This is a genomic window from Burkholderia sp. AU30198, assembly GCF_020419825.1.
GTDB lineage: Bacteria > Pseudomonadota > Gammaproteobacteria > Burkholderiales > Burkholderiaceae > Burkholderia.
Map to the genome: position 1 here is coordinate 345,472 of NZ_JAIZSA010000003.1, position 19,201 is coordinate 364,672.

Annotated in this window: 17 protein-coding genes; 9 read left to right on the top strand and 8 right to left on the bottom strand. The window is 68.4% G+C overall.

Going from position 1 to position 19,201, the window contains the following annotated elements; genetic code table 11:
* Positions 1-32: 32 nt before the first annotated feature.
* Positions 33-479, bottom strand: a complete 447-nt coding sequence (locus tag LGN19_RS10470; RefSeq protein WP_122948937.1) for a hypothetical protein — start codon at positions 477-479, stop codon at positions 33-35.
* A 245-nt stretch (positions 480-724) separates the two neighbouring features.
* On the opposite strand from LGN19_RS10470, the gene LGN19_RS10475 reads away from it, so the two are divergent.
* From LGN19_RS10475 to LGN19_RS10485, 3 genes are read left to right on the top strand one after another with little or no spacing between them, the layout of a single operon-like run.
* Positions 725-1,309 (top strand): TetR/AcrR family transcriptional regulator, encoded by a 585-nt coding sequence (locus LGN19_RS10475; protein ID WP_226214461.1) that lies wholly within the window; start codon positions 725-727, stop codon positions 1,307-1,309.
* Positions 1,310-1,360: 51 nt separating this feature from the next.
* Positions 1,361-2,587, top strand: a complete 1,227-nt coding sequence (locus LGN19_RS10480) for an MFS transporter (RefSeq protein ID WP_122948935.1) — start codon at positions 1,361-1,363, stop codon at positions 2,585-2,587.
* Positions 2,584-3,462: an NAD(P)-dependent oxidoreductase gene (locus LGN19_RS10485; protein ID WP_226214462.1), complete on the top strand. Its 879-nt coding sequence runs from the start codon at positions 2,584-2,586 to the stop codon at positions 3,460-3,462. Before LGN19_RS10480 ends, LGN19_RS10485 begins: the two co-directional genes overlap by 4 nt.
* Positions 3,463-3,511: 49 nt before the next feature.
* On the opposite strand, the gene LGN19_RS10490 is transcribed toward LGN19_RS10485, so the two are convergent.
* From LGN19_RS10490 to LGN19_RS10505, 4 genes are read right to left on the bottom strand one after another with little or no spacing between them, the layout of a single operon-like run.
* On the bottom strand, positions 3,512-4,276 hold the full coding sequence (locus LGN19_RS10490) for an ABC transporter ATP-binding protein (RefSeq protein WP_174962083.1): 765 nt from the start codon (positions 4,274-4,276) through the stop codon (positions 3,512-3,514).
* Complete coding sequence (locus tag LGN19_RS10495; protein WP_226214464.1) at positions 4,273-5,130, bottom strand: ABC transporter ATP-binding protein; 858 nt, start codon at positions 5,128-5,130, stop codon at positions 4,273-4,275. Before LGN19_RS10495 ends, LGN19_RS10490 begins: the two co-directional genes overlap by 4 nt.
* 11 nt (positions 5,131-5,141) lie before the next feature.
* On the bottom strand, positions 5,142-6,953 hold the full coding sequence (locus LGN19_RS10500) for an ABC transporter permease (RefSeq protein ID WP_226214465.1): 1,812 nt from the start codon (positions 6,951-6,953) through the stop codon (positions 5,142-5,144).
* A gap of 40 nt (positions 6,954-6,993) precedes the next feature.
* A complete protein-coding gene (locus LGN19_RS10505; RefSeq protein ID WP_011356128.1) occupies positions 6,994-8,187 on the bottom strand; it encodes an ABC transporter substrate-binding protein in 1,194 nt (397 codons plus the stop codon).
* A gap of 355 nt (positions 8,188-8,542) precedes the next feature.
* Here LGN19_RS10505 and LGN19_RS10510 point away from each other — a divergent pair, with 355 nt between their 5' ends.
* From LGN19_RS10510 to LGN19_RS10525, 4 genes are read left to right on the top strand one after another with little or no spacing between them, the layout of a single operon-like run.
* The gene (locus LGN19_RS10510) at positions 8,543-9,556 is read left to right on the top strand and encodes a LysR family transcriptional regulator (protein WP_226214467.1); all 1,014 of its coding nucleotides are present in this window, start codon (positions 8,543-8,545) and stop codon (positions 9,554-9,556) included.
* Positions 9,553-10,986: a flavin-containing monooxygenase gene (locus LGN19_RS10515; protein ID WP_226214468.1), complete on the top strand. Its 1,434-nt coding sequence runs from the start codon at positions 9,553-9,555 to the stop codon at positions 10,984-10,986. The genes LGN19_RS10510 and LGN19_RS10515 overlap by 4 nt, the downstream gene beginning before the upstream one ends.
* 45 nt (positions 10,987-11,031) lie before the next feature.
* Positions 11,032-11,562 (top strand): CMD domain-containing protein, encoded by a 531-nt coding sequence (locus LGN19_RS10520; protein WP_226214470.1) that lies wholly within the window; start codon positions 11,032-11,034, stop codon positions 11,560-11,562.
* Positions 11,559-12,152: a peroxidase-related enzyme gene (locus LGN19_RS10525; RefSeq protein ID WP_226214472.1), complete on the top strand. Its 594-nt coding sequence runs from the start codon at positions 11,559-11,561 to the stop codon at positions 12,150-12,152. Before LGN19_RS10520 ends, LGN19_RS10525 begins: the two co-directional genes overlap by 4 nt.
* A 114-nt stretch (positions 12,153-12,266) precedes the next feature.
* Here the strand turns inward: LGN19_RS10525 and LGN19_RS10530 are convergent, their stop codons facing one another.
* Together LGN19_RS10530 and LGN19_RS10535 are read right to left on the bottom strand one after the other, a co-directional pair.
* Positions 12,267-12,809, bottom strand: a complete 543-nt coding sequence (locus LGN19_RS10530; protein ID WP_374104176.1) for a methyltransferase family protein — start codon at positions 12,807-12,809, stop codon at positions 12,267-12,269.
* A 584-nt stretch (positions 12,810-13,393) separates the two neighbouring features.
* Entirely contained in the window at positions 13,394-13,825 is a 432-nt protein-coding gene (locus LGN19_RS10535; protein WP_006479718.1) for an Lrp/AsnC family transcriptional regulator, read from the bottom strand.
* A 398-nt stretch (positions 13,826-14,223) separates the two neighbouring features.
* Here LGN19_RS10535 and LGN19_RS10540 point away from each other — a divergent pair, with 398 nt between their 5' ends.
* Both LGN19_RS10540 and ctlX read left to right on the top strand, forming a co-directional pair.
* A complete protein-coding gene (locus tag LGN19_RS10540; protein WP_122948925.1) occupies positions 14,224-15,303 on the top strand; it encodes an ornithine cyclodeaminase in 1,080 nt (359 codons plus the stop codon).
* Positions 15,304-15,362: 59 nt separating this feature from the next.
* Complete coding sequence (ctlX, locus tag LGN19_RS10545; protein ID WP_122948924.1) at positions 15,363-16,367, top strand: citrulline utilization hydrolase CtlX; 1,005 nt, start codon at positions 15,363-15,365, stop codon at positions 16,365-16,367.
* An 89-nt stretch (positions 16,368-16,456) separates the two neighbouring features.
* Here the strand turns inward: ctlX and LGN19_RS10550 are convergent, their stop codons facing one another.
* Positions 16,457-19,201 (bottom strand): Hsp70 family protein, encoded by a 2,745-nt coding sequence (locus LGN19_RS10550; RefSeq protein ID WP_226214473.1) that lies wholly within the window; start codon positions 19,199-19,201, stop codon positions 16,457-16,459.

The window sequence follows — 19,201 nt, forward strand, 5'->3', positions numbered from 1 at the left end:
CGATCCCGCATCGGCTCACGCACGGCAGGCGCTCAATCGTCGCTGTCGTCATCGAAGCGGTTGCGCTCCGCATGCCGCGCGACCAGCCGGTCCAGCTCGTCGTACTGACGGTCGCAGAACAGCCGGCACAACGTATCGACGTCCGCGCGCGTGTCGACGTCGATCGTATCGACGTGCTGCTCCAGCTTTCCCTTGCCGATTCCGAAAAGCCCCTTCTTCATCCGCATCGAGACGGCATTCAGCTGGAAGCCGTCCGCATGCGCATCGCTCAGCGCGGTCACCCACAATTCCCGCTGATCGTCGGCATGCTGCAGCACGAGGGCCGGCAACGGGCCTTCCTGCGTGTCGTCCCATTCGGCATGCTGTGCCGCCCACGGGAACACGTCGAACGCTTGCGTGAACGACGGGTAATCCGTCGCACCCTGAGAATCCAGTTGATCGAACTGGTAGCCGACTTTCTGAATGGAATAGGTCAACATGGCGCGGCGCTCCGTGGCATTCAGGATCAGGAGATCGTCAAGCTACGCCGATTTGCGGTATTCGTCAGCTTTTTGCTGCGCGTCGCCGACGCGCGGACGCCAGTGTGGAATGCCATCGTGCGGTTTGCGCGGCACTCGACCCACAGGTTCGACTACCGCGCCCTTTGCACCGATTCGCACCACTCGACTTGACGGCAGCACGCCGGTCAATTATGGTATGGTCGTTCAACAATCAGGAGAGCCCGATGGCGCGGCCAAGAGAATTCGACGAAGACCAGGTGCTCGACGCCGTGATGGACACGTTCTGGCGCCACGGCTACGAAGCGACGTCCGCGCAGGATCTCGTGCAGGCGACCGGGCTCGGCCGCGGTAGCCTGTATGCGGCCTATACGAACAAGGACGGCCTGTTCGAGCAGGCGATGCTGCGCTACAACCAGCGCTCGCACGACAACGTCGACCTGCTGCGCGCTCCCGGCCCTGCGACCGAGCGCCTGCGTGCGCTGCTGACAAGCGTCGTCGACGCCGACCTGAAGTCGCCCGAAAAACGCGGCTGTCTCGCGACGAACACAGCGATCGAGCGCGCGAGCCGCGACGCGCATGTCGCCGAACTCGTGCGACAGAACTTCCGGATCATGCTTGCGGGCATCCAGGAAACGATCGAGCGCGGGCAAGCCGCCGGCGAAGTCGATGCCAACGCGCACGCCGAGGATCTCGCGTGGTTCGTGTTCAATGCAATGCAAGGGTTGCGGGTGCTCGCCAGGACGTCGTCTGACAAGGACCGCAAGCGGCTCGTCGCAATCGTCGACCGGACCCTGCACGCACTGGGCTGACCAAAAAATTTTTCCCAATTATGGAATGATCATTCCACAACAAGGACCCCGATGAACGCTTCACTCTCTTCCGTTCCCCGTCGCGGCGCGCGGCTGCCACTTGCCGTCTTCGTGCTCGGTCTCACCGTGTTCTGCATCGGCACCACCGAAGTGATGGTGTCAGGCCTGCTGCCCCTGCTCGCGCACGATTTCGGCGTGTCGATTCCGTCGGCCGCCCTGCTGATCTCCGGCTATGCGGCCGGCGTGGTGGTCGGCGGCCCCGCGATGACGCTCGCGTTTCTGCGCACGCGCCGCAAGACCGCCCTGCTCGTGCTGCTCGGCGTATTCATCGCCGGGCAAGCGCTCGGCGCGCTCGCGCAGAACTATGCGCTACTGATGACCTCGCGGGTCGTCGCGGCGCTCGCGCAGGGCGCGTTCTTCGGCATCGGCTCGCTGCTCGCGATCGACCTGGCCGGCCCCGACGCGAAAGGCCGCGCGCTCGCGGTGATGTTCGGCGGGCTGACGATCGCCAATATCGCCGGCGCGCCGTTCGGCACGCTGATCGGCGAGCAGTACGGCTGGCGTGCGAGCTTCTGGGTCGTCACGGCGCTCGCCGTGCTGAGCCTCGTCGCCACCACGCTCGTCGTCCCGATGCAGGGCCGGCCGCCGTATCACGGCATCGCGCGTGAGTTCGCATCGTTCCGGCAGCCGCGGCTGTGGGCCGCGCTCGGCATCTCGGCGCTCAGCCAGGCCGGCTTGTTCGCCGCGTACAGCTATTTCTCGCCGATCTTCACCGAGTTCGGCGGTTTCGAGCGCGCAGCCGTGCCGGCGTTGCAGGCACTGTTCGGCATCGGCTGCTTTGCCGGCACCGTCGTGGGCGGCCGCTATACCGATCGCTATCCGGCCGGGATCCTCGTCGCGGGCCTCGTCGCGCTGATCGTCACGATGGCCGCGTTCGGCGCGCTCGCGCACAGCCGCACCGGCACGATCATCGCCCTGGCCGCGTTCGGCATCGCGGCGTTCTCGATCAATCCCGCGCTGCAAGCCCGCGCGATCGCCGAAGCTCCGCACGCACCGACGCTCGCGACGACGGCGAACACGTCGGCGTTCAACGTCGGGAACACCGTCGGCCCGTGGCTCGGCGGCGTCGCGATCAACGCCGGGCTCGGATTCGTGTCGACGGTCTGGGTCGGCGTCGCGCTCGCCGCACTGGCCCTGGTCCTCGCACTCGCATCGACGCGTCCGCACGCGCCGTCCTCTTCCGCTTCATACACACGTTCGACAGGAGAAACGTCATGAGCACGTCCGCTACACGCAACGCCACCACCGTCGCCGTCCTCGGTATCGGCGTGATGGGCGCACCGATCGCCCGCAATCTGGCCCGGCAAGGATTCACGGTCCGCGCATGGAACCGCACGCGAGCCAAAGCCGCCGCACTCGCCGCCGACGGTGTCGCCGCGTTCGCGACGCCGGCCGAGACCGTCAGCGACGCGCGCATCGTCGTCACAGTGCTCAACGATGCGGACGGCGTGCTGCAGGCGATGGAAGCCGCTGCGCCGAAGCTGGCGGCCGGAACGATCTGGGTTCAGGTCAGCACGGTAGGCGTGCGCGGCATCGCACGACTCGCGGCATTCGCGCGGACGCACGACCTCGTGTTCTACGACGCGCCCGTGCAAGGCTCGCGACTACCGGCCGAAAATGCGCAACTCGTCGTGCTCGCGGCGGGGCCCGAGTCGGATCGCGCACAGGTGCAGCCGCTGTTCGACGCGATCGGCCGGCGTACGCTGTGGGTCGCCGACGACGGCTCGACGGGCGCAAGCAGCCGGCTCAAGCTCGCGCTCAACCACTATGCGTTCACGCTCACGCACGCGATCGCGGAAAGCCTGAAACTGGCCGGCGCGCTCGGCGCCGATCCGCGCGACGTGATCGATGTCGTGTCGGGCGGCCCGATGGACAACGGCTACTTTCAGGCAAAGGGCGTATTAATCCTGAACGACGACTTCCGCCCGGCGTTCACGGTCGCCAACGCGGTGAAGGACGCCACGCTGATCGCGCAGGCCGCGCATGACGCCGGCATGCACGCCGACGTCGCGAATGCGAGCCTCGCGCGATTCCGGCGCGCCGCCGACGCGGGGCACGGGGACAAGGACATGGCAGCGTCGTTCCTCGCATAGCGCGGAATCCGCGGGCGGGCGCGGCCGGCGGTGCCGGTGCGCGCACCGCTCACGCGAGCGCCGCCTCCCCGCCGAGATACGCGTCGCGCACCCGTTCGTCGTCGAGCAGCGCCTTCGCGGGCCCTTCGAGCACGACGCGCCCCGTCTGCAGCACGTACCCGTAATGCGCGATCTCCAGCGCGAGGCTCGCGTTCTGCTCGACCATGAACACGGTCACGCCCTGCCGGTTGATCGCGTCGATCAGTTCGAGCACCTTGTCGACATAGAGCGGCGACAGCCCCATCGTCGGCTCGTCCATGCAGATCAGCTTCGGCCGCGCCATCAGCGCGCGCGCCATCGCGAGCATCTGCTGCTCGCCGCCCGACAGCGTGCCTGCGCGCTGCGTCAGCCGCTCGCGCACCCGTGGAAACAGATCGAGCACGCGTTCGTAGTCTTCCGCCACCGCCGTGCGGTCGCCCCGCGTGTATGCGCCCATCAGCAGGTTCTCGCGCACGCTCATGTCGCCGAACAGCCGCCGCGCCTCGGGCACGGCAGCGATCCCGCGCCGCACGCGCTGCGGCGTCGCAAGCGCCGTCACGTCGTCGCCGTCGAAGCGCACGACGCCGCGACGCGGCCGCATCAGCCCGAGAATCAGCTTCATCGTCGTCGACTTGCCGCTCGCGTTGCCGCCGAGCAGGCTGACGATCTGCCCACGGCCGACTTCGAAGTTCACGTCGAAATGCACCTGCACCGGCCCGTAGAACGTGTCGAGGTGTTCGAGTTTCAGCAGCGCGTCGGTCATGGTCGTGTCGGGTCCGGAAGAAAGTGCGGTCATGCGGCCGCCTGTGCTGCGCGTTCGGCCGGCGCGCCACCCGCATGGCGGCGGCCGAGATACGCCTCGATCACGCGCGGATCGTGCCGCACGTCGCGCGGCGCGCCTTCGGCGATCTTCACGCCGTTGTCGAGCACCATCACGCGGTCGGACACACGCATCACGAGTTCGAGCTTGTGCTCGATCAGCAGGATCGTCAGGCCGCGCGCCTTCAGCGACTGGATCAGCTGCAGCATCTCGGCCGTCTCCGTCTCGTTCATCCCGGCCGTCGGTTCGTCGAGCAGCAGCAGGCGCGGATGCAGCGCGAGCGCGCGGCCGATCTCCACACGCCGCCGGTTCGCATACGACAGGCTGTGCGCCGGATGATCGATGCGCGGCGTGAGCCGCTCGCCGAACCCGGCGACGATCGCGCGCGCCTCTTCGCGCAGCGCGGCTTCCTCGCGCCGCACCGACGCGGGCCGCACGAGCGCGCGCAGCACTTCGGCCGCAGCACCCAGCGCGGGCCAGCCCGGCCGCGCCGCGCGCAGCCGCGCATGCGCGCCGATCAGCACGTTGTCGAGCACGCTCAGGTTGCCGAACACGCGGCCGTGCTGGAACGTGCGCGCGAGGCCGAGCGCAGCGAGCCGCTCGGGAGCCGTGCCGGTGATGTCGCGGCCGTCGAACGTCACGCGGCCGGCGTCGGGCCGGTCGGCCCCCGCGATCAGGTTGAACAGCGTCGACTTGCCCGCGCCGTTCGGCCCGATCACGCTCAGCAGTTCGCCATCGGCGAGTGTCAGGCTCGCGCCGTCGAGCGCGGTCACGCCGTCGAAGCGGCGCGTCAGGCCCTGCACGTCGAGCAAGGGTCGATTGGTCGTCATCGCATTCCTCCTCACACCGTGCCGAGCAGGCCCTGCGGCCGGAACCGGACGAGCAGCAGCAGCACGAGGCCGTAGATCAGCATCCGGTAGTCGGCCGCCCAGCGGAACAGTTCGGGCAGCCCGATCAGTGCGATCGCACCGGCAATGCCGCCGAGCACGTTGCCGAGCCCGCCGAGGATCACCATCGTCAACGCGAGGATCGACACCTGCGAATCGAAGGTCTGGTGATTGATGTAGCTGTACAGATGCGCGGCGATCCCGCCGCTCACGCCGGCCGCGACGCCGCCGACCGCGAATGCGATCGCCTTGTAGCGGTTCGGCGCGATGCCGTGCGCGCGCGCGGCGACGTCGTCCTCGCGCACCGCGCGCAGCGTGCGGCCGAGATGCGAGTGCAGCAGCCGCACCTGCACGAGCGCGAACACGACGAGCACCGCGAACGTGAACCAGTACGCGGCACGCGCGGTCGTCGCCCACGGCAGCGGCGCGATGCCGGTGACGCCGAGCGGGCCGCGCGTGAGGCCGTCCCAGTTCAGGATCACGAGGCTCACCACTTCGCCGATGCCGAGCGTCGCGATCGACACGTAATGCCCGCGCAGCCGGAACGCCGGATAGACGAGCAGCGTGCCGAGCACGGCGGTGATCACGCCCGCGCACGGGATCGTCACGGCCGGCGACCAGCCGAGATCCGACGACAGCAGCGCCGACGCATACGCGCCGATCACGAGCAGCGCCGCGTGACCGAGCGAGATCTGCCCGACCGTACCCGCCACCAGCGTGAGGCTCAACGCGAGCAGCCCGTACAGCCACGCGTTGGTGAGCGTCTGCAGCACGTACGGCGATGCGCCGAGCCACGGCAGCACGGCCGCGAGTACGACCAGCACGACGAGTACCGGGCGCGGCACACGCACGGCCTTCGCGGCCGCGAGGAACGTGCCCGTCATCGGCTCGGGCGGCAGCGCGCGATTCGCACTGAACAGCCCGTTCGGCCGCCACACAAGGAACACGATCAGCAGCCCGAACGCGAACAGGTCGCGGTAGCTCGTGCCGAACAGCGCGACGCCGTAGCTTTCGACGAGACCGAGCAGCAGGCTCCCCGCGATCGCGCCCGGCACGTTGCCGAGCCCGCCGATCAGCAGCGCGACCACGCCCTTCAGCGTGGCCTGGAAGCCCATCGCCGGATCGATGCTGTTGTAGTACATGCCGACCAGCAGCCCGCTCACGCCGCCGAGCGCGCACGCGATCGCGAACACGGTCTGGTTCACGCGGTCGACGTCGACGCCCATCTGCAGCGCCGCGTCGCGATCCTGCGCGGTCGCGCGCACGGCCCAGCCAAGCCGTGTGAAACGCAGGAAGCCGTACAGCAGCGCGGCCGCCGCGATGCCGATGCCCGCGATCAGCAGGTCGAGCGAGCCGAGCGTCGCACCGGCGATCCGCAGATGCCAGTCGGGCAGCGGCGTCGGCACCGCGCGCGGGTCCGCGCCGAATGCGAGCTGCGCGAGCTGGTCGAGGATGAAGCTGATGCCGATCGTCGCGAGCAGCGGCGCGATGCGTGCCGCGTGACGCAGCGGTCGCAGCCCGATCCGCTCGATCGCGACGCCGAGCGCGCCGCAGCCGACCACGACCGCCGCGAGTGCGACCGGCAGCGGCAGCCCGAAGCGCGTCAGGCACAGCCAGCCGATGAACGCGCCGACCATGTAGACCGAGCCATGCGCGAAGTTGATCAGGTGCGACACGCCGAAGATCAGCGCGAGCCCGACCGCGAGCAGCGCGTAGATGTTGCCGACGATGAGGCCGTTGAGCGTGTAGTCGAGCCAGGAAGCCATCACGATGCGTCCGTTCCGTGCATGCGGTTCAGGGCCGCGCTCAACGCGCGGCGAGCTGCGGTTTCGCGCCATCCCACAGCGCCCACTGCCCCTGCTTCACGACCAGATACACGGTGCGCGCGCCCGCGACGCGACGCGTCTGCGGATCGAAGCGCACCTTGCCGAAGATCACGCTCGGCACGTCGCTGATTTTCGCGAAGCCGTCGTGCGCGGCCTGGCGCGTCGTGCCGTAGCGGCGCAGCACCTCGGCCGACAGGATCAGCGCGTCGTACGCCCGCGCGACGAACGAGTCGGGATCGGCATGGAACTTCGCGCGATAGCGCTGCACGAACGCCTGCACCTCGGGGCGCGGTTCGGCCGGGAAGAAGTTCGATTCGGTATAGACGCCATCGACGGCCGCACCACCCAGCTCGAGGAATTTCGGCGAATACACGGAGCCGACCGCCGCGATCGGCAGCGTGACGCCCGACGTGCGCGCCTGCCGCACGATCTGCGCACCGTCCGCGTAATACGAGATCAGCACGATCGAATCGGGCTTCGACGCGCCGATCCGCACGAGCGTCGAACGGAAATCCTTCTCCGTCGGCTGATAGCCTTCGGCCGCGACGACCTGCGCACCGAGCCCGGCCACCGCCTTCGCGAAGATGTCCTTGCTGGTGCGGCCCCAGTCGGTGTTCAGGTACAGCACCGCGATCCGCTTGAAGCCGAGTTCCTTCACCGCATAGCGTGCGAGCAGCGGCTGCTCCTCGGCCTGGCTCAGCGCGGTGCTCCACAGATAGTCGCCGCCCTTCGTGAAGTCCGGATGCGAGTTCGTGAAGCCGAACTGGATCAGCTGCCCGCGCTGGTAGATCGGCGACGCAGCCATCGACGTCGCGCTGGAGAAGTCGCCCAGTTCGATCGCGATGCGCGGATCGGCGACGAACTTCTGTGCGATCGCCACGGCCTGGCGCGGGTCGCTGCGGCTGTCCTGGAAGTCGACCGCGAGCGGCCGGCCATGAATGCCGCCGCTGCCGTTGATCTCGTCGAGCGCGAGATCGAAGCCGCGCTTCCATTGTTCGCCGTACTGCGCGTCCTGGCCCGTGAGCGGGCCGCTCACGCCGATCACCACCGGCTCGCCCGACACGCCCGCCGCGAGCGCACCGCCCGTCGACAAGCCCCATGCGGCAGCGAGCGCCGCCACCGTGCCCAGCACGCGCCGCCATGCGCCGCGTGCGTCGTTCCCCGAAACGTTCATGCGTCCCCCAGCTTCAGTCAGTCGAAAAGAGTGAGGGCATGTAACCATCCGGTTCAGGACGATCCAACGAAGTTTTGCGCATATCGATATCGTGCGCGGCGCGAAGGGGTTGGTGCTCGCGAATGCTCGCCTGCACGCCTTGCATCGCGCGATATGCCGGCATGGATCGCATCACGTTGATTCGATTGGCGTTTCGCTCGCGTCACCCGTCGCAACCAACGCGGACGCACGCACAACCGGCCATCGCGACGATCGGGCGCTTCGAAGTTTTCACGCTGTCGATAGCAAAAATCATTATATGAATCGCGCATGCTCGCCCTCCTACAATGCGCAAATCGCATCATCGGAAGGTGTCATGGAGCTGCATCAACTCGAAGCCTTTTCCGCGGTCATGTCGGCCGGCAGCGTGACCGGCGCGGGCGAACTGCTCGGCCGCTCGCAGCCGGCCGTCACGCGGCAGATCCAGGAGCTCGAAGCCGATCTCGGCTACGCGCTGTTCGACCGGCACGGCCCGCGCGTCACGCCGACGCGGCGCGCATTCCTGCTCTATGAGGAAGTCGAACGGTCGCTGGTCGGCCTGCGGGCGATCGAGGCACGCGCACGGGCACTCGGCGATGCAACCGCCGAACCCGTGCGCATCGCGGCGACGCCTTCGCTCGCGGCCACGCTCGTGCCGGCCGCGCTCGCCGCGCTGCCCGACGGCGCGCAGGCACCGCACTACCAGTTGCGCAGCGAATCGGCCGAGCATGTCGTGCACGAGGTGCTGGCCGGCACGGCCGACGTCGGCGTCGTCACGCTGCCGATGGCGCATGCGGGGCTCGACGTGCACTGGATCGCGCAGACGCCGTGCGTCGCCGTGCTGCCCGCCGGCGATCCGCTCGCGGCGCAGCCGCGCATCGCGCTGCGCGATCTCGCGCGCCGCCGCATCGTGACGGTCGCGAACCGGCACCGGCTGCGCCAGCGGATCGACGCGGCATTCGCGGCCGCACGGGTCGACGCACGCGTATTCATCGAAACCAATGCGTCGTTGAACGCGGTCATGGCCGCACGCGCGGGCATCGGAGTCGGCATCGTCGATCCGGCGACGGGCGTCGCGCTGCCAGTGGACGGCGTCGTCGCACGCCCGCTCGACGTCGACATCCCGTTTGCGTTCGGCGTCGCGACGCCGGCTGGCAAGGCACGCACCGCGGCCATCGATGCGCTGCTCGACGCGCTGCACCGCACGACGCGCGCCCTGCTCGACGACGTGACCTTTCACGAAGCCGCCGCGCACGACGCGCTGCTGCGCGGCGACCGGCTGCGCGCCGAGCGCCCGTCACGCACGTCACGCACGACACGATCGCGCCGCACACGCCCGGAGGCCGCATGACGACGCCACTCGACGCACTCCACGCACTCGAAGCCCGGCTCGCGCAAGACCTGCGCTGGCTCGACCTGCCGGCGCCGGCGTGGGTGCCGCCGCGCGACGCGGACGGCACACGCGTGCTCGACGTCGCGATCGTCGGCGGCGGCATGGCCGGGCTCGCGGCTTCCGCCGAACTGCGCCTTCTCGGCATCGACAACCAGTGCGTGATCGATCGCGCGCCGGCCGGCTACGAAGGCCCGTGGGTCACGTTCGCGCGGATGGACACGCTGCGCTCGCCGAAGCAACTCGCGGGCCCCGCGCTCGGCCTGCCCGCGCTGACGTTCCGCGCCTGGTTCGAGGCCCAATACGGCCGCGACGCGTGGGACGCGCTCTACAAGATTCCGCGCACGCAATGGATGGACTACCTGCGCTGGTACCGGCGCGTGCTCGACCTGCAGGTGCGCAACGACACCACGCTCGTCGCGCTGCGTCCGCGCGACGACGGCCTGCTCGCGCTCGATGTGCGCGGCAACGGCGAAGCGCAGACGCTGCTCGCGCGGCACGTGGTACTCGCAACCGGCCGCGACGGGCTCGGCGGCCCGTACGTGCCGCCCGTCGCGCAACGCGCGCCGCGCACGCGCTGGGCCCATTCGTCCGAGCCGATCGACTTCGCGGCGCTCGCGGGCAAGCGCATCGGCGTGGTCGGCGCGGGCGCGTCCGCGTTCGACAATGCGGGCACCGCGCTCGAAGCGGGCGCCGCGCGCGTCGACCTGTTCTTCCGCCGCGCGGACATTCCACGCATCAACAAACTGACGGGCATCGGCAGCCCGGGCCTCGTGCACGGCTACGCCGATCTCGACGACGCGACGAAGTGGCGCTTCATGCACTACGCGCTGACGTCGCAGACGCCGCCGCCGCGCGACAGCGTGCTGCGCGTGTCGCGCCACGAGCATGCGCACTTTCATGCGGGCAGCCCGATCGAGACGCTCGCCGAACACGCGGACGGTCTCGACGTGACGACTCCGCGCGGGCGGTACACCGTCGACTTCCTGATCTTCGCGACCGGCTTTCATTCGGACTGGACGACCCGCACGGAATTCGCGTCGTTCGGCGCGCAGGTACGGCGCTGGAAGGATCGCTATCGACCGGAACCGGGCACGTGGCTCGACGAGCTCGCCGAGTCGCCCGATCTCGGCCCCGCGTTCGCGTTCCAGGAGCACGAGCCCGGCACGTGCGCGACCATCACGCGGATCCACTGCTTCAACCATGCGGCGAGCCTGAGCCACGGCAAGCTGTCCGGCGATATCCCGGCCATCAGCGCGGGCGCGCAGCGGCTTGCGCGCGGCATCGCGAGCCGGCTGTTCGACGCCGACCGCGACCGCCACTACGACGCGCTCGTCGCGTATGCCAACGCGGAACTGCAAGGCGACGAATGGCGCGACGCCGATGCGTAAGCGCACGTCCATCGATCACATTGACGACGAAGGGAACCCGAAACGATGACTGAATCCATCACGCCGGCCGATGCGCCGGACACGATCGACGCGATCGCCGGCCTGCGCGACGGTGACGCGCTCGCCGCGCTCCGCCGCGCGCGCGACAAGGTGCTGCTGCATACGCGGCTGAGCGAAGCTGCATTGTTCGATCCCGCGTTGCCGGATCTTTCGTTGATCGAACGATTGCATGCGGCGCGGTATGTTGCGGAAAAATCAAACGCACGCATGCTGGCAGACACCTATCGCGCACGATTGCTCGACGCAGGCGGCACGCTCGACGACATCGCACGCGCGGACGCCGATGCGTTCGACGCGCTGCCCCGCCGTATCGGCGCGATCCTCGCGCATGCACGCCTGCTGACGTACGCCCCGGTCGATGCGCGCCCATCCGACCTCGATACGCTGAAGTCGGCCGGACTCACGACGCCCGCGATCGTCGCGCTGTCGCAGCTCGTGGCGTTCGTCGCGTATCAATTGCGTGTCGGCGTCGCCGCGCAAGCGCTTCAGGCACGTGCCGCCACGGAGGCCGCATGACGACGACCGCCCACGGCTTCACGTCCGACACGCTCGGCTGGCGTGCGTGGCTCGACACCGTTTCGCTCGATGCCGCGACGCCCGATCAGCTAGCCGTGCTCGAAGCAAGCCACCCGCACGCGAAGACGTCCGACTATTACCTGCTGCTCGTCCATCTTCCCGAGATCCTGCGGCAACGCTCGGGCGTGTTCAACGCGATCATGTACGGCCCCGGCGGGCTGTCGCGCGCGGAGCGCGAACTGGCCAGCACGGCCGTGTCACGCGTGAACGGCTGCGTATATTGCGCGTCCGTGCATGCGCAGCGCTTCGCACAACTCGCGAAACGCACCGACGCGATCGAGCAGGTGTTCGACGATCCGGCGACGGCCGGCACGACGGCGCGCGAGCGCGCGATCGTCCGCTACGCGATCGCGCTGACGGAGCGGCCCGATACGGTCGACGCGCGCGATATCGCCGCGCTGGAAGCCGAAGGGCTGACACATGAGGAGATTCTCGACCTGTCGCACGCGGTCGCGATCTTCGCGTGGGCAAACCGGTTGATGCTGACGCTGGGCGAGCCGGTGTTTCCGGAGCCAGCGGCCCACGCCTGACCCTGCCGCGCGATTCGCCACCTGATCCGACGGAAACCGGCGCACGAAGCTGCGCCGGCCCCACGCTCGCGAGGTTCATCCACGCTCAGGCATGGCGAGCGTTCGGCATGCCCGTCAGAACACGCCCGGAATCAGCCGGTACCGAACCTGCGCCCGGTACGCACGATAATCCGCGTCGTCCGACAACAGGCGCTCCTCGAGCAGGATTCTCCCGATCTGCAACACCATCCAGACGCCGATCGTGACCACGTTTCGGGTACTGAAGTTGGCGAGCAGGAAACCGATTTCAGACAACAGGTAACCGGCGTAGATCGGGTGACGCACGAAGCGGTACGCACCGGTCGAGACGACGCCCCGGTTCGCCGGCAGCAGACCGAATGAGCGCCCCAGCGACAGCTTTGCGAACAATTGCAATGCAATCCCGGTGATTTGCCACGCGCCCCCGGCCCACTCCGGAATCAGTTGCGTGCTGACGGTCAGCTGATACGCGGGGCAATAGAACGAACCGCCGAGCGTAAAAATCACCGCGACGGGATGCCAGTCGCGCCGCCTCGGCAAGTTCGCAAACACCGAGAATCCAACGGTCAGTACGGCGGAGACCAACAGCAGGATCAGCGTGATCCGGCTCGTATCCAGTCGCCACTGCAAATAGAGCATGTAGGCAAACACGCCCAGCACCGTCACCGACGACACGCGAGCGCCAAGCTCGATCAGACTGATCCCCTCCGATTCCTCTCGTATAGCCGTAGCGTGTACTGCCGGCGTACTTGACGTGCACGTTCCCCGTCCCCCTGCGTCCTCTATCGTCTGTGCCATGTTATTGATTTGTAATTTATTAAGGGCTTTTTTTATTACTTTGTATTACCGATTCAGACTAGCATGCCCGATCGATCAACGAGGGCCAAAGTTTTGACTTTCTGACGTGAATTAGCGTAAATCCCGAGCCATCGGTCAAATAGGGATACCGAAGCAAGATGGCGCGCTGCCGGCCCGGCGGTTCGTGGCTCGTATCGCGCGTCGCGCGGACAGGATCATCTCGGTCGTGCGGCAAACGATTGGCTGGTACGCCGAGTGCAACCGGCCCGCTTTCAGCTAGCCATGTCGCGATCGAAATGGAATTCGGACAACGGCGCGACGCGGCACCTTTCGCGCCGGCCGCTTTGATTCGCAGCCGCTACGTGGCCAATCTATCCGCGGCCGGGCCCTTCGGCAGCAACGAGGTCCGCTCGGCCCCGCCCCCGTCACGCCTTGTGCGTGGACAGCAGAATGCTCGTCTCGGTATTCGCGATCCCGTCGATCAGCCGGATCGCGCCGAGCACGCGATCGAAGTGCTCGAGCGAATCGGCATGCAGCTCGGCGACGAGATCCCAGCGCCCGTTGGTGCTGTGGATCGATGCGACGTTCGGATGCCCGCGCAGCACCTTCACCACTTCCGCGCCGCGATTGCCCTGCACGGCGATCGACATCAGCGCTCGGATCCGGTGCCGTTCCGCCGCCGGCTTGAGCCGCACCGTATAGCCGACGATCACGCCGTTCTTCTCCAGCCGCGTCAGCCGGTTCTGCACGGTCGCCCTTGCGACGCGCAATTCCTTCGCCAGCGCGACGACGGGCAGTCGCGCGTTGTCGCGCAGCAGCGCGATGAGCTGCCGGTCGACGTCGTCGAGCGTGATCATGGACGGGCCTTCCTGTTGAACGTGAACCGGCCGCCAGCGTGCCGGAAGCTGTGCATTCCGACCAGCGAGAACTGGTCAAACTGCCGGATCAGGCTGGCAATTTGCCAAGTCTATCGATAAATCTGCCACTTTTGCTGTCTTTTTGTTGGCTCGACTCGCGGAAATAATGACCCTATCGACCGGCGGGACAGGCCGCACCGCCGCTTTCCAGGAAGCCGGGACGCGCGCCGACGCACCGCCAGGTCGACCAGAACGCCAGGGACACCCGTACCGGCACTGAGTAATTGCAAAGCATGGGACCCGAGTAAGTGCTAAAGCGCGAACTCGGGTCGACCGCACAAGGCATGGGACCCGAGTAAGCGCTAAAGCGCTAACTCGGGTCGACAGGAGACAAACATATGACCCGCTTCCTCGACGTTCCCGCCACCGCCCGACTGATCGCCACGACCGGCGTCACGACGTTCCTCCGCGAGCTCGTCGACACGCTGCGCGCCGATTACCTGCACTGGGCCGATTTCGACAAATCGCCGCGCGTCGCGTGCCACTCGCGCGACGGCGTGATCGAACTGATGCCCGTCGCGAACGCGTCGCTGTTCGCGTTCAAGTACGTGAACGGCCACCCCGTCAATGCCGCGCGCGGCATGCACACGGTGATGGCGTTCGGCGCGCTCGCCGAAGTCGATACCGGCTACCCGCTGCTGCTCGCCGAACTCACGCTGACCACCGCGCTGCGCACGGCCGCCACGTCGGTGCTCGCCGCGCAGGCACTGGCACGTCCCGACTCGCGCACGATGGCGTTGATCGGCAACGGCGCGCAGAGCGAATTCCAGGCGATCGCGTTCCACACGCTGCTCGGCATCGACGAAATCCGCGTGTTCGACGTCGATCCGCGCGCGACCGACAAGCTCGTGCAGAACCTCGCCGCGTACCCGGCGCTGCGCGTCGTGCGCGCCGCGTCGACCGCCGACGCCGTGCGCGGCGCCGACATCGTGACGACCGTCACCGCCGACAAGGCGTACGCGACGATCGTCACGGCCGACATGATCGAGCCGGGCATGCACCTGAACGCCGTGGGCGGCGATTGCCCGGGCAAGACCGAACTCGAAGCAGGCGTGCTGCATGCAGGCAGCGTGTTCGTCGAATTCGAGCCGCAATCGCGCATCGAGGGCGAGATCCAGCAGATGCCGGCCGACTTCCCCGTCACCGAGCTGTGGCGCGTGCTGCAGGGCGAGACGACCGGCCGCGCACGCGCGGACGAAGTCACGGTGTTCGACTCGGTCGGCTTCGCGCTCGAGGACTACTCGGCGCTGCGCTATCTGTATGCGCTCGCGCAGCAGCACAACGCGGGCGTCGAAATCGCGCTGATTCCACCGGCCGTCGACCCGAAGAACCTGTTCGCGCTGATCGACGACCCGGCCGCGATCGCGCAGGGTCACGCGGCGTACGTCACCGAAGCCGTCGCCGCGTTCGCGCGCTGACTGCGATGCCCGGGCGGCACGCACGCCGCCCGGTTTCCAGCCTTTCGTCCTTGCCTTCCATGAATCTCGTATCGATCCAGGCGCCGGCCGCCGTCGTGATGATCCGGCCGCACCGCTTCCTGCCGAACCCGCAAACCGCGGCCGACAACGCGTTCCAGCGCACGGCCGCCGCCGACGGCGCGCACGGCGCGGCATCCGTGTCCGCCGCCGCGCGCGACGAAGTCACGGCCGCCGCGCAGACGCTCGCCGACGCCGGCGTGCGCGTGCACGTGTTCGACGATCACGGCGAGCGCGACACGCCCGATTCGGTGTTCCCGAACAACTGGTTCTCGACGCATCCGGGCGGCCACGTCGCGCTGTATCCGATGTTCAGCGCGAACCGGCGCCGCGAGCGGCGCGCCGATATCGTCGAGATGCTGAAGGCCGAGTATCGCGTGCAGGACGTGATCGATTATTCCGGGCTCGAATACGACGACGTGTTCCTCGAAGGCACGGGCGCGATGGTGCTCGATCACGTCGCGCGGATCGCGTACACCGCGCGTTCGCGCCGCGCCGATCCGGTCGCGCTCGAACGCTTCTGCACGAACTTCAATTTCGAGCCGATCTGCTTCGATACGGCCGATGCCGACGGGCGGCCGATCTATCACACGAACGTGATGATGAGCGTCGCGACCGAGTTCGCGATGGTCGGGCTCGACCTCATCGCCGACAGCCGCCGACGTGACGAGATCGCGCAACGGCTGGCCGAAACGGGACGCACGGTGATCGCGCTCGATGCGTCGCAGATCGCGAATTTCGCGGGCAATACGCTGGAATTGTCGGGCAAGGAGGGGCGCGTGCTCGCGCTGTCGCGGCGCGCGTATGACTGCCTCACGCCGGTGCAGCGCGCGACGATCGAGCGCTCTGCCCGCCTGCTGCCGCTCGACGTGCCGACGATCGAACTGGCCGGCGGCTCGGTGCGCTGCATGCTCGCGGGGATTCATCTCGCGCGGCGCTCGACCGCGCGCGATGCGTCGGAAATCGAATCGGTGGAACGACAGCGCGAAGCGTCATCGCATGCGTGAAGCAAACAGCGGTCACGTCGCGCACTGACCGGCGCAACCGGATGCTTCGTCCTGCAAACGTGGTCGAAGCATCCGTTCCGTGACCGCCTTCACCCGGCCAGCAGCTTCAACCCGGCCGGCAATGTTTCGCCGAACACGCGCACCGTGTCGGCTTCGTCGAACGCAATCGCTTCGCGCACCATGTCGATCCACGCCGTCGACGCATTCGCGGCCGACAGGCGCTTGATCACGGCCTCGCGTGTGTCGTCCGGCAGATCCCGTGAACGGTCTCCGGTCATCCGCGCAATCTGCGCGGCCGCGAACGCGGCCGGTTCGACCTGCTTCCAGTCGAGCTCGAACAGCGCATCGAGCCAACCGTTGGCGACTTCCGCCGGCACGACACTGTGCGCGCTGCCGTAGAACGGCCGGCGCGCGCCGATGCGCCCAAGTGCCCATGCACACAATGCACGCTCGCCCGGCTTCTGCAGTTGCGCGATCAGGCGCTCGGCCAGTTCGACCTTGCGTTCCACGGGCAGCCGTTCGAGCGACGCAGACAACCGCGTCATGTCGGCCGGCCCGACCTTGCCCGGATCGAACGGCAGCTTGCGCCGCTTGTCGTCGGTCGGTTCGAGGAACGCGATCGCGTCGCGCACCTGGGTCTGCGCATCGTCGTCGAGGCCACCGGCCACGCGCCGCCACAACGTCCACCACTCCGACCACACCTGAGCGTCGGTCACATACTGAATCCCGTCGTCGAACAGCGGCCACAGTTGCTCGATGCGCCACGCGTCGAGCGGATGGCCGAAGCCCGGACGCAGGCAGTAACCGGCGAGGTTCAGCCAAGCACGTTCGTGATCGGACGAGCGCCGCCGCCGCCGTGCGCGCGCGAGCAACGCGTCGAACAATTCACGCGTGAGCGCGACGTCCCACTCCTCACGCGCACCGAGCGCCTGTTCGAGCTGTCCGCGCAACCGGCGCGTGTCTTTCGGGGTGACGCCGGCGGCCTTGCTGCCGAACGAGCGCTCGATCAGTTCGATTGCCTGGTCGAGACGCGGATGCCGCGCAAGTGCGGCGTCGTCACCCTGCGCGGGCGCATCGCCGCGCAACTGGAATTCGAGCCGCCAGCGGCGCGCCGCATCGTCGGTCGCGATGCAGTGCATTTCGAGCGTACCGACCTCGGTCAGCGACGCGGTGAGCTTCACCGGCGTTTCGCGCGCGTCGCCGGCCGCTTTCGCGTCGACGACCGTCGCAATCGGCGGCAGCCGCACGAAATCGCCGCCGTCGAGATCGACGAGATCGCCGGGCCGGTACGCCGTCTCAGCCACCGTCGACACGAGGTGGAAACGCACCGGCTGCCCAAGTTGCAGCGCGAACGTGCGATCGTCGAGCCGGATCTCGTGGCCCTCTTCCGCCCCGCGCGGCAGCAGGCAGACGCCGCGCGCGGCAGATTCGGCCTCGCCATCGTCAAGCACGAGGAAATAGCTGCGCGCAGAACCGCCGCCAATACGCGGCGCATGCCCGGCGCGCGCGAGCCCGTAGGCCACCGCGCCACGCGCGACCGCCACGTCCGGATGCGCGTTGTGCAGCACGTCGAGCGGTGCACCGCGCCACGCGCCGAGCGTCTGTGCGAGACGGCCGGCGAGCGCCCCCGCACGGAACACGCCGCCGTTGAGCAGCAGCGTGTCGGGCAGCGGGCCTTCCGCATGACGATTCAGGAACGCGGCGACGTGCCGCGTAACGGCCGCATCGCTCGCATAGGGCAACCCGAATTCGACGATCGCGGCGCGCGCACGGCGCGGCAACTCGCCGGCTTCGACCTGCGGAAAGAAACCATCGACGACGATCTGCTCGACTTCCTGCCGCGTCAGCTCGGCCGAACGCGCGCCGCCAACGAGCTTGCTGCCCGCGCCGAGCAGCGTGACGTTGACGGATTCGGGTGCATCGTCGCCGAGCAGCCGCTCCTTCGCCGCGCGGCAACGCTCGACGAGCTGCGACAGGCTCGCGGCGGACAGCCGCGTGCCGGGCTCGGTCAGCCGCGTCTCGACCAGGCGCGCGAGCGCGAGGTCCATGTTGTCGCCGCCGAGCATCAGGTGATTGCCGACGCCGACACGCGTGAAACTCGGCTCGCCGTCGTCGCCGGGCGCGACATCGACGAGCGTGAGGTCGGTCGTGCCGCCGCCGACGTCGCAGATCAGCACGCGCCGCGCGGCGGAGAACGTCTCGCGCAGCGTGTCGCGCTGGCCGTACAGCCAGTCGTAGAACGCGGCCTGCGGCTCTTCCAGCAGCCGCAGCGCGGGCAGCTTCGCGCGCCGCGCGGCTTCGACCGTCAGTGCGCGCGCGCCGTCGTCGAACGACGCGGGCACCGTCAGGATCACGTCCTGCTTCGCGAGCGGCGCATCGGGAAAGCGTGCGTCCCACGCGTCGCGCACGTGTGCGAGATAGCTCGCGCTGGCGTCGACCGGCGACACCTTGTCGACGCCGTCGGCCGCGCCCCACGGCAGGATCGCCGCGAGCCGGTCGACCGACGCGTGCGACAACCAGCTCTTCGCGCTCGTCACGAGCCGGCCCGGCACCTGCGCGCCGAGCGTGCGCGCGTAGCGGCCGATCACGGCCGGCGTCGCACCGGCCGTGTTCGCCTTCGCGTGGGCGGCCCACGGCAGCCGCAGCGTGTCCGGCGGCAGCTCGCCCGCCGCCGGGTGATAGCGCACCGACGGCAGCAGCGGCTGCGCGGCCACCGCGCCGGGGCCGACCAGCTGCTCGACGTCGAACACGCGGATCGCGTCGGAACCGGCCTCGACGTAGGCGACGACCGTATTGCTGGTGCCGAGGTCGATCCCGACCGTATAGCGCTTCAT